This window comes from Dolichospermum circinale AWQC310F, from assembly GCF_000426925.1.
GTDB classification, from domain to species: Bacteria; Cyanobacteriota; Cyanobacteriia; order Cyanobacteriales; family Nostocaceae; genus Dolichospermum; species Dolichospermum circinale.
The window spans coordinates 41,733-53,576 of record NZ_KE384686.1 but is presented as its reverse complement, the minus strand read 5'-3'; the positions used below and the strand labels follow the sequence as shown (position 1 = coordinate 53,576).

At 36.7% G+C, this 11,844-nt stretch carries 7 protein-coding genes and 2 tRNA genes; 5 read left to right on the top strand and 4 right to left on the bottom strand.

Features of this window, described 5'->3' with window-relative positions:
• The first annotated feature begins 208 nt into the window (after window positions 1–208).
• A tRNA-Phe gene (locus ACIR310F_RS0113320) sits at window positions 209–281 on the top strand.
• Window positions 282–419: 138 nt separating this feature from the next.
• Here the strand turns inward: ACIR310F_RS0113320 and ACIR310F_RS0113315 are convergent.
• Window positions 420–492 (bottom strand) — tRNA-Met (locus ACIR310F_RS0113315).
• A 362-nt stretch (window positions 493–854) separates the two neighbouring features.
• Here ACIR310F_RS0113315 and ACIR310F_RS0113310 point away from each other — a divergent pair.
• From ACIR310F_RS0113310 to ACIR310F_RS0113295, 4 genes are all read left to right on the top strand, one after another.
• Window positions 855–1,556, top strand: coding sequence for a hypothetical protein (locus ACIR310F_RS0113310; RefSeq protein ID WP_028084253.1), 702 nt, complete (start codon window positions 855–857; stop codon window positions 1,554–1,556).
• A 340-nt stretch (window positions 1,557–1,896) separates the two neighbouring features.
• Window positions 1,897–2,577, top strand: coding sequence for a Uma2 family endonuclease (locus ACIR310F_RS0113305; protein ID WP_028084252.1), 681 nt, complete (start codon window positions 1,897–1,899; stop codon window positions 2,575–2,577).
• A gap of 400 nt (window positions 2,578–2,977) precedes the next feature.
• A complete protein-coding gene (locus ACIR310F_RS0113300) occupies window positions 2,978–5,134 on the top strand; it encodes a polyribonucleotide nucleotidyltransferase (protein ID WP_028084251.1) in 2,157 nt (718 codons plus the stop codon).
• Between the two features lie 182 nt (window positions 5,135–5,316).
• Window positions 5,317–5,670: a hypothetical protein gene (locus tag ACIR310F_RS0113295; protein ID WP_028084250.1), complete on the top strand. Its 354-nt coding sequence runs from the start codon at window positions 5,317–5,319 to the stop codon at window positions 5,668–5,670.
• Here ACIR310F_RS0113295 and ACIR310F_RS0113290 read toward each other — a convergent pair.
• The 3 genes from ACIR310F_RS0113290 to ACIR310F_RS0113280 all read right to left on the bottom strand — a co-directional run bounded on the left by ACIR310F_RS0113290 (window position 5,667) and on the right by ACIR310F_RS0113280 (window position 11,259).
• Window positions 5,667–8,621 carry a hybrid sensor histidine kinase/response regulator gene (locus ACIR310F_RS0113290; RefSeq protein WP_028084249.1) on the bottom strand — a complete coding sequence of 985 codons (2,955 nt, stop codon included), beginning with the start codon at window positions 8,619–8,621 and terminating at the stop codon, window positions 5,667–5,669. The genes ACIR310F_RS0113295 and ACIR310F_RS0113290 overlap by 4 nt on opposite strands.
• Before the next feature lie 47 nt (window positions 8,622–8,668).
• Complete coding sequence (locus tag ACIR310F_RS0113285) at window positions 8,669–10,699, bottom strand: methyl-accepting chemotaxis protein (RefSeq protein ID WP_028084248.1); 2,031 nt, start codon at window positions 10,697–10,699, stop codon at window positions 8,669–8,671.
• Between the two features lie 62 nt (window positions 10,700–10,761).
• Window positions 10,762–11,259, bottom strand: a complete 498-nt coding sequence (locus ACIR310F_RS0113280; RefSeq protein ID WP_028084247.1) for a chemotaxis protein CheW — start codon at window positions 11,257–11,259, stop codon at window positions 10,762–10,764.
• Between the last annotated feature and the right edge of the window lie 585 nt (window positions 11,260–11,844).

Genomic DNA, 11,844 nt, shown 5'->3' with positions numbered 1-11,844 from the left:
GGAACAGGGAACAGGGAACAGGGAACAGGGAACAGGGAACAGGGAACAGGGAACAGGGAACAGGGAAGAAGTTTTGAGCGATTTTACTTTTCTTCACATTATGTTGGTTATCTCACGTCTATCTAATTAAAATTTTTTTTGTAAAACCCCTTGACTAATCTTTTTCCCTATGTTTTACTTAGGAAAAGTGGTCAATAATCAAGCCCACGCCGGGATAGCTCAGTTGGTAGAGCAGAGGACTGAAAATCCTCGTGTCACGAGTTCAAGTCTCGTTCCTGGCATTCAATCAAATTAACACCAACACAATTTAACTTCCCCAATTTTTACAGGTGTTGCAGAAATATTACCAGGGCTGAAGCCCTGACTACAAACGCAGGAAATAACATATATCATAATTTAGCTATCTTAAATGCGTAAAATGCGCCCTGCTGGAATTGAACCAGCCTGAAGACGAATTATGAGTTCGTTGCCTCCCCAATCGGCCAAGAGCGCTTATTCACATGGATTTCAACCTGACGCTGTTTGGTTTAACCAGTGATTTTCGATCCTACTTTAACCACAATACACTATCTCACTATAATTTGGCAACCCGTGAACAATTATTAATTACGTTTAAATGCTCAAAGTCTAATCAAGTATGTAATGAGGTAAATTTTTTCGGCATTGAAAAGGGCAAATTTTAAAATCCCTAACAGCATATAGTAGCATAGGGATTAAACAAATTTTCACTCCTATTTACCCCAGTTGCTAGTTATTTAAACTTAGGATAGTAATGAGTAATACCATGACTACACCAAGAGAAAATTCTAGGACTTACCTGCTACCTGTTCCCTTTATATCATAATTTTTTAACAATGCAAATCAATACTACTGTACTCCTAACCTTAATTTTGTTAACCCTGATGTTGGGAGCAAGTTCTGCAAGTGGTTTTTTAGGATTTAAATTAGGAAGTGACGCGCTCAAAGGTGTCACTACACCAGATGGTCGTCCCGTTAATAAATTTAACAGCAGCAAGAGTAATAACCCCCAACAGGGAACTGAAAGTTTTCTAAAAGAGGAAGATATTCTCAAAGCTGTCAAGTCAAGAATTAACAATAAAAACCAAAGTAACAAACCAGAAAAGTCAGCAGAAGAAGAGATCAAAACCGACAAACCTCAAGGACAGGAAAAACCCAAACAAGTAGCAGAAGAACCCCTACAACCAGGATTTCCTGTTGCTGCTGAAAGTGAAGGTGTAACCATGTCTGTACAGTCCGTGCGCTATTCTGGAGGTGATTTATTGCTAAGAGTAAATATGCAAAATAAAGGGACTGATTCTGTAAGGTTTCTCTATAGCTTTTTAGATATTACTGACGATAAAGGAAGAACCTTGAGTGCAATTACAGAAGGTTTACCAGCAGAATTACCTGCCAAAGGAGCAGAAGTTAAAGGTACAATTAGCATTCCCACGGCCTTACTTGATGATGTCAAACAGATATCTCTGTCTTTAACTGATTATCCAGCCCAAAGACTTAAGTTACAATTGTTTGATATTCCTGTAGAGAAAGGTAATTAACATTCAGTTTTGGATTTTGGATTAAGGACTACTACGGTATTTTACACCAACAGGAGAGCTAGTTCCCACACCTGAAGAAACCGCAGGACAGGAAACGAGAAAATCAGAATGTTTAGCAGCAAAATTGCGGGAATTAAATATAGATCCTGATACAATTTAATCCGGTTGCTAGGTTACTCTGTTGCTTAACCTTAGTCATGTAGGTTGGGTTAAGCGACAGCGCAACCCAACAAAAGAATAATATACAGCGCAACCCAACAAAAGATATAATGTTGGGTTTCGTTCCTCAACCCAACCTACGTAATGCTATAATCAACAAATAACTACTTGGTATCATATCATGATGATTACTCAAGAATTAGAATGTAAAGAAAACATCTCCCAAGATGTAATATTTCCCCCAAGTGATTTATATAGTGATGAACCGACCGTGGAAACAGAACTACATCTAAGACAAATAATTCTACTTTTCAAATGTCTAGAATGGTTGTGGAAAGATAGAAATGATTTCTATGCTGCGGGAAATCTCACCATTTACTATAGTCCTAATCAGAAAAAATCTGAATATTTCCGAGGTCCAGATTTCTTTGTGGTCTTGGGAACAGAACGCAAAACCCGGAAAAGTTGGGTAGTTTGGGAAGAACATGGTAAATATCCTAATTTCATTTTAGAAATTCTCTCACCAACTACAGCAAATACAGATAGAGAATATAAAAAAGAACTTTATCAAAATACTTTCCGCACACCGGATTATTTTTGGTTCGACCCTTATACACTAGAATTTGCAGGTTTTCATTTAGTAGACGGAGAATATCAACCTTTAGAACAAAATCAGCAAGGACATTTGTGGAGTTGTCAGCTAGGTTTATATTTAGGAATTGATCAAGGACTATTACGGTATTTTACACCAGAAGGAAAGCTAGTTCCCACACCTGAAGAAACCGCAGAAAAAGAAGCGAGAAAATCAGAACGTTTAGCAGCAAAATTGCGGGAATTAAATATAGATCCTGATACAATTTAATCCGGTTGCTGGGTTAAGTAACAACACCACCTAACAAGTTAACTGGTGTCCCGTGAATTTAACATAACAGATCAAAACTTTTCTTTTGTGTCCACACAATATGAATTTATGATACAGGACTGAAAAAGAGTTGTCAAGAAATGATATGGTTTTTTTACCATTGCTTTTTAATAACAAGGGCAATTTTAATACAGTTAATTACATCTTAATTGATTGATGAACTATGATGAAATCGTTCTGAAAAATATAGCTGAGATGACAAACCTAGATATGAAGCCCACTGTACTGCTAACTTAGGCAATTTTGTTTTATGTTTGTTCATGACACAAGCCGTCTAGACTGCATAAATGTTAGGATTGCCACAGAGTGAGAAACGCGTAAGAGAAGGAAAAAAAACTGAATGGCAGAATTTGAAAAGTCAATATCCTTTGATGGACGGGATATTCGACTGACGGTTGGCCTACTAGCCCCCCAAGCAGGTGGGTCGGTTTTGATACAATCAGGGGATACAACTGTTTTGGTGACAGCCACGAGGTCAGCAGCCAGGGAGGGTGTTGATTTTTTGCCACTGACGGTAGATTATGAAGAAAGACTGTATGCGGCGGGAAGAATCCCCGGAGGAATTATGCGCCGGGAAGGTCGTCCACCGGAAAAGGCCATTCTTACCAGTCGTCTGATTGACCGCCCGCTGCGTCCTTTATTCCCTTCCTGGTTACGGGATGATTTGCAAGTTGTGGCCTTAACTATGTCCATGGATGAACAGGTTCCTCCCGATGTGTTAGCAGTGACAGGTGCTTCAATTGCTACCCTCATTGCCCAAATTCCTTTTAATGGACCAATGGCCGCTGTGCGAGTAGGTTTAGTGGGTGATGATTTTATTATTAACCCAACCTACGCAGAAATTGAAGCGGGAGATTTGGATTTAGTCGTGGCTGGTTCACCTGAGGGGGTGATCATGGTGGAAGCCGGTGCAAATCAATTGCCAGAGCGAGATATTATTGAAGCGATTGATTTTGGCTATGAAGCTGTACGGGATTTAATTCAAGCCCAATTAGATTTGCTGGATGAATTGGGTTTACAACTTGTGCAAGAAGCACCACCTGAACCAGATCAGACCTTAGAAAATTATATCCGCGATCGCGCTAATCAAGAGATTAAGAAAATATTAGCGCAATTTGAGTTAACTAAAACTGATCGTGATATTGCCTTAGATGCAGTTAAGGATAGTATATCTGATGAAATCAAAGCTTTATCAGAAGAAGACCCCATTCGCATCGCCGCCACAGCAGACTCCAACGCCCTTAGTAATACCTTCAAAAGCATTACTAAATACTTCATGCGCCGTCAAATTATCGAAGATAATGTGCGCGTTGATGGGCGTAAACTTGATGAAGTCCGTCCTATATCTTGTCGAGTTGGTATAATACCCAAACGAGTACATGGCAGTGGTTTATTTAACCGGGGACTGACTCAGGTATTATCAATGTGTACCCTTGGTACTCCTGGAGACGCTCAAAATCTTAACGATGACTTGCAACTAGACCAAGCTAAACGTTATTTGCATCACTATAACTTCCCACCCTTCTCCGTCGGCGAAACCAAACCCTTACGCGCCCCGGGTAGAAGAGAAATCGGACATGGTGCATTAGCGGAAAGAGCATTGTTGCCTGTATTACCACCTAAAGATAAATTCCCTTACGTAATTCGCGTAGTTTCGGAAGTGCTTTCTTCTAACGGTTCTACTTCCATGGGTTCAGTTTGCGGTTCTAGTTTATCCCTCATGGATGCCGGTGTACCAATTACTAAACCCGTCAGCGGTGCGGCTATGGGCTTGATTAAGGAAGGAGACGAAGTGCGAATCCTGACCGATATTCAGGGCATTGAAGACTTTTTAGGTGATATGGATTTCAAAGTTGCCGGTACTGATACTGGTATTACCGCTTTGCAAATGGATATGAAAATATCCGGGTTGTCTTTAGAAGTCATCGCCGAAGCCGTCCACCAAGCCAGGCCAGCGCGGTTGCACATTCTGGAAAAAATGCTCCAGACTATTGACACCCCCAGAGAAGAAACTTCACCCTATGCCCCCCGGCTATTGACAATTAAGATCGATCCTGACATGATTGGTCTAGTCATTGGACCTGGTGGTAAAACCATTAAGGGTATTACAGAAGAAACTGGTGCAAAAATTGACATCCAAGATGATGGTACTGTCACTATTTCCGCAGTTGATGAAAATAGGGCTAAGAAAGCACGGAACATTGTTCAAGGCATGACTCGTAAACTCCATGAAGGTGATGTTTATATCGGTCGTGTGACCCGGATTATACCTATTGGTGCTTTTGTGGAATTTTTGCCCGGAAAAGAAGGCATGATTCACATTTCTCAACTGGCTGACTACCGCGTTGGTAAAGTTGAAGATGAAGTCGCTGTTGGTGATGAGGTGATTGTCAAAGTGCGAGAAATTGACAATAAAGGTCGAATTAACCTCACACGCTTGAATATTCACCCAGATCAAGCAGCAGCAGCACGAGAAGCAGCAGCGGTAAACCATTAAATCCCTTGTTGGATTTTAGATTTTAGATTACGGATAAATCACAAATCTAAAATCCGCGATGCCTTGCTAGTAGGCATCGCTACGGTAATTTTAGTTAAAGTTAATTTTTAGCAAGTTAATTCTAAAATTGCTATCAACAGTAATAATGTAATTAAAATTTAAGCTATTGCCAGAAAACAATTATGTTTACACAAGTTACACTTAAAAACTTTAAAACCCATAAGCTGACTACTCATGATATTGATGATGCTCAGGATGAAAGAGACAAGAGTAATCTTATTAAAATTCCTTCTGAATTAGGTAGTACAGGTCGTGGACTACAAGCAGTTATTAAATATATCAAAGAAAAAGAAGAACGGACATTTACAAGATTTACTGCTTTGATGAGACGATTTGATCATAACTTTCAAGGAGTTAGATATAATGATAAAATTTCAAAACTTGTGTGGAATTTCGATCTTGGACAAAATACAATTGTACAAGAATTTCCACCAGATGCGGTTTCCGATGGATTCATGAAAGCAGCAATTTCCTAATTTGATGACTTTGTTTCTGCTGTCTGGAAAATTATCTCCGCTAATGTCTGTAATAATTCTTGCTCATTATAAGGCTTGGAAAAATAAGCTTTTGCCCCTAATTTCATAGCTAGTTGACGGTGCTTATTGCTACTGCGAGATGTCAGCATAATTACAGGAATATCTCTCAATTCTCTATTGGCATTAATTCGCTCTAAAAAGCTATAACCATCCATCCTGGGCATTTCAATGTCGCAAATTACCCCTTGGACTTGTAACCCATTTTCTAGTTTTTCTAAGCCATCTTGACCATCCTTTGCTTGTTCTACTTGATACCCACCTTTCTCTAGGGTTAGGGCTAAGTACCGACGCACATTAATGGAGTCATCCACAATCAAAATTTTCCCTTTTTGACGAGGGGGTTTAGTTGAAATTGCTACTTTTGAGGGTTTTAAGAAAGCAGTTTGTAATCTTGTTGTCGGTAACTTACGACTCAGATGGGGAAGTTCACAATTAGTAATCCATAACACTAAATCATTAGTATTAACTAGGGGAACTACCCGACCATCACCCAGAATTGTACAGTTATTAAAACCGCTCGGTAGAGGAATATTACCTTCTACTTGACGAATAGCTACTTCCTGTTCACCCCAGCAGCGTTCTACCTGCACTGCAACCTGTTGATTGTCATGTTTGACTATTAATACACTTATAGCATTAATTATGGGCGGAGTTTCTAATTCTAGATTATTGGAGCGGGGGCAATTAAACTCAAAGTAACTATTTAAACGCAGTAATGGTAATTGCGTATCTTGCCATTTAATCAATTCTTTACCATCCTGGAGAAAGATTTGCTGATTTTCTAGTAAGAAAATTTCCTCTATGACATCTGTATAAAATGCCAACAGTAATCCATCACTCTCTACTAATAAGATTCGCGCTACGGATAAGGTAAATGGTACTGATAAAGTAACTGTCGTCCCCGATCCTATTTGAGTATCAACATTTACATCTCCTCGCGCTAATTTGAGGTTATTACGCACTACATCCATTCCCACACCCCGACCAGATAAAGTTGTCACCCGTTCTGAGGTACTAAACCCTGGTTCAAAAATTAATGATAGTAGTTCCTCGTTACTCGCACTCGCTAATAAAGAATCATCTAAACCCATTTTTAAAGCGCGGTGACGAATTTTGTCTAAAGAAATACCTCGACCATCATCACGGATAGTAATCATCGTCCGATTACTATGGTAAAATGCTTTGATTTCAATCAACCCTTGTTCGGGTTTTCCGTGAATTTTACGGGTAACAGGATCTTCGATTCCGTGATCAAAAGCATTGCGTAATAAGTGCATTAAAGGCTCATTTAATGCTTCCAAAATGCTCCTTTCAATTAAAGTATTACCACCTTCAATTCTTAAATGCACATTTTTTCCATACTCCACATTCAAATCTCTAATGGCTCTAGGAAAACGCTCAACTAAATCTGAGAAAGGACGCATCCTCATCTGAGTTAATTGTCTTTGTAATTGTTTAGAAGTTTTATTCAGTTTCCTTGCTATTTGATCTGCATCATCAACACTTAATTGAATATCACTTGTAACTTCTGCAACTTGCACAATAGTTTCCATGACATCTTGAGATAATACATCTAATTTCTGATAGTAATTTTGTTCTAAACAGTTATTTTCTGTTTCTTGATTATGATGATTGATCAGATGATTATGACTTATCATTTTTCCATAAGCTGTCCGCAGTTCTTGATTCTCTTGATCAAGAATTTGTACTCTCTGATTTAAACTACGAACCAATTTACGTAATCTTTCTACTTGCACATTCAACCCATTTTTTTGAATAATAATTTCTCCAAATAAATCATAAATTTTTTCTAAATGTTTTCCAGAAATTCTCACTGTATTTTCATGATTTTCACGTTCTTTATGAGGTAAATTAATATCACCTTTGCGCTGTTCATTAGATTTATCATCTATATCTATATTTAAAAGCGGATCTTTTGCGGATGAAACTCTATCAAAATCAGCAAATTCGACGGCGTTAATTTCTGGAGGTAGTTCTATATCTGCTAATAATTGCCAATCATCACTAACAGTTTTTGATTGATTTACTAAATTATCTTGGGAATTTGATAATAGGTCTTTATCACTATCAATTTTATTATTAATAAACTCACATAAATCAATTTTTACTGGTAAATGATTCCCTTGATTACTTAATACTAGATATTGAGACCTTTTCCATGATTCTAAAGCTAAATTAGCAATTTCCACGCAGCGTTCAGGATAGGTTTTTAAGTAATTAATCACTGATTCACATAGTTGGGTAAATGCTTTTAACTGGAGCATTTCTCCTAAGCCACTTAACTCAGTAGCCATGATCAGTAATTCGGATCTTAATTCTGCTTTATTATTATTTTTTAAGCGAGATTCTAGAACTTTTAAATATTCTTCAACTTCAGTTTCAAATAACAAAAGGATAAGTTGATTATCTTCTGATGATAGTTCTGATGATATTAATGTTGTAATATTCTCTGAAGAAGGCTCACCTAAACGCTGATAAAGTTGATCAAAAATTGGGTAACAAAATTCTCTTAGACGACTATGATCTAAATTGTTACCCTTTGAAAGTAATTCAACAATTCGCCGTAGCCAATCAACACCAGATAGTAATAAACTTTGTAAATTGGTGTCGATTTCTAGAGAATTTTTCTGAGTTTTTAAAACTTTAAAAGCATCTTCTAGACGGTGAGCTAAATCACTTAATACGCTAAACCCCATCATGGCCGCTCCACCTTTAATAGAATGAGCGGCTCGCATTGCAGCATTAATTTTTTCTAATTCCATGCAGTTGCTGCTGTCAATTCCCAGCAAGATCCCTTCTAAAATGTTGAGATAATCAGTTGCTTCTTCTAAAAATTGCATCTGGATTTCCAATTCTTTATCTTTAGTCATTAGTGATTATTCCTTAGTCATTAGCTATTAATTTCAGAATCACAACATCAATTAGCCGTAAAGGTCTCGACGGTCTCCTTTAACTGCTGAGAAATATCTACTGCTTTTTGCAAAGATTGAGAAATTTGGCGATAATTATCACAGTTAAATTTTGATATATTTGTAATGTCCTTAACAGTTTGAATAACAATTTCTGATGTTTGTATTTGAGATGTAGTAGCGCTTAAAATTGACTGCACTAAGGTATCTATTTGCCCTGATACATTAACAATTTGCTGCAAACTTTCCTTGGCATTTTTGATAATATGGCTACTTTCAACCACTTGATTAGTTCCTGTTGTCATCCCTTGTATTATTTCGCCAGTTTCTCGTTGAATTTTAGCAATTATTTCCTCAGTTTCCTGGGTTGCAGTTGCAATTCTAGCGGCTAATTCTCCTACTTCCTCTGCTACTACAGCGAAACCTTGACCCTCTTCCCCGGCTCTTGCAGCTTCAATTCCGGCATTAATTGCTAATAAATTAGTTTGCATAGCAATTTGATTAATTACAGAAACTACACGAGAAATCTGTTGAGAAGATTCCCCTAAACGTTTCACTTTTTTAACTATTTCCGAAACTGTTTCTTGGACTAACAAAATGTTTTGCAATGTTAAATCCATTGCTGCTCCAGTTTCCGTAGCTGCATAGTTAGCATCGTTAATAATTGTGACAGCCTGCTGTGCTATATTAGCGATAGATACTATAGCAATAGTTATATTATCAATGGTTTCTAAGCTACGGTTATTTTGTTCAGATTCTATGACTGCTTCTGTGGTCAATTTTTGAATAGATACATTTATTTCATCAACAGATTGTTGAATTTGATTCACAATATACTGAAGATTATTTGGTAAATCTTGTCGTTCTCCAGTGTCTTGATCATTGTTTAATTTACTATTTGCTTTTAATTTTTGTATCTCTCTATTCCCTTGGACTAACCAACCTACAAATAATGTCATCACTAACCCAATTACCGAGGTTGTACTAGCAATTAATAGTAAAAATTCCTTTTGTGGCTTGAAGGCGATCGCTGTATCTTTAGCAACAATTAACCACCAATTGATATCTGGTGAATCTGATAATTTTCTCAATGGTACATAAGTAATTAGTTGCTGATTTTGATTATTTTGGGCAACTTCTGTGAATGTCTGAATATCTTTAGCATTGAAAACATTAGCTAAACCAGGATAAATATCCTGAGTATTTTGACCCAATAAATTTTGATAAGAACTAACCAAAATTCGGCCTTTTTCATCTAAAAAATAATATTCCTGACTATCACTATCATCTGTATGACTTTTTACTAATTTCTCTAAATATTTTACAGGTGTACGGGTTCTGACTATACCAATGGTATTACCCTTGATTCTATCTTTAATTGGTGCAGCTACATAAATCACTGCATTCCCATTTTTAACTATTTCTGGTTGACTAATAATGGGAGTATCTTGTTTAATTACCTCTTGGAAATAGACCAGGTTTTTTTCTGACTCTAAAGATTCTCCTCCTGATTTCATAATCACTTTTCCATTCAGATCAAATACAGCCACGCTATCATAAACCTTACCAGTTCTTCTCAAGCTATCTAAGGTTTCTTGGGTTTTTATATTAATTCTGCTGATATCAATTTTGTCTTTTTTGTTGGATTTGTCTGTTTTTTTGTTACTATCATTACTCAAGAGTTTGATATTAGACAATACCCGAATATCGTCATAGCGTTGTCCAAGAAAATTATTAACCGCATTACTTAAACTAATTGCCTTAGTTTCTTGAGATATAATAATTTCTTTAGTCATCAACTTACTACCAAAACTATAAGCTATCGCCCCAATTCCCAATATTGGTAAAGTCCCAATAGCTATGGACAAAATAATGGGTTTTATACCCGATTTAAATTGCTTTAAATATTTGAATTCGTGATCCAAATTCGGCGCATGACTGGAATTTTTTCCCTGAATATCAATAACTTTCACTGGAGAAATTAAAGATACTTTATTTTGAGAATCACCGCTTTTCCTGATGTCATTTTTCTTCAACATACTATCCTCACACTAAATCTATAAAACAAAAACATTCAACCCCGATTTTCTAGGCATTAATTTTAGTCAACACAGAGAATAGCCGACTCTAAAATATGTACAGCATCCAATACTAATAATATTTCTTCTTCTTCCACTACACAACCACATAAATAAGGTACTAAACTAGATGCTACTTGTCCTACAGGAGAACGAATATTATCAGCCATAAACTTAGTTGTTCCTTGAATTTCTTGGACAACTAAACCTAAAATCATTGATTCTATTTGAATAACAATGATATTATATTGATGTAACTGATGGTCAATGTATTCTAAATTCAGCATTTTCGGTAAATCAACTACCCAAATTATATGACTACGCCAATTCATCAATCCTAATATACAAGCAGGCATATTTGGAATAGCTGTCACCGATGTCATGGGTACGATAATTGCTTCCTGAGTATACTCAATGTATAAAATAGCGCCCGTTTGTTGATTGAGTTGAAATTTAAGATAGCCATTTTCACTGGTGTTATATATGGCTTGATGGTTAAAATCAAGTTGTAATTTTTTCATGGCTGGAGCGAGGATTATTAAAATTAATTTATTTTGGTTTTATAGGATAATTAATTCCAAGTTGCAAAACAAATACTTTTTCAAACTAAGTCTAAGAGGATGTTTCTCAAGTGGAAATTAATACGATCTTTAGCAATGAGCAACCGCTTGTACACAGGTTCAAGATTCTAACTTTTTCATTAGTCCATGCAGTTGGAGTTAGCTTGTGTACTAACGTTTACCGTTGTTGTAGCCAAGCCTTATGGATTCGGCCAATACTTTTCAAACATACTCTAAATACACTTAAAGTTTCAATTACCCAGATTGTAGACTCAAACAAATTAGGATCTGCTTATGGATATTTGAGCAAACTGTTGTGGAGGTGAGAATCTTGCCTGGCTGAGTTGGAAATAAATTGGAAATACAGCAGCAAGTCAATGAGGTACAAGTTTAAACCACAAAGCCTTGCAGCTAAAGAGTTTTACTACTAACCGCTGACTGCTGATAGCTACTCTAAAAAAAGACAGAAAACTCAGTGAATTATTGTATCACTATTCCTGCCAAAAATTACCAAAAAATTAGCATTAAAAAATATAATAACTGAGT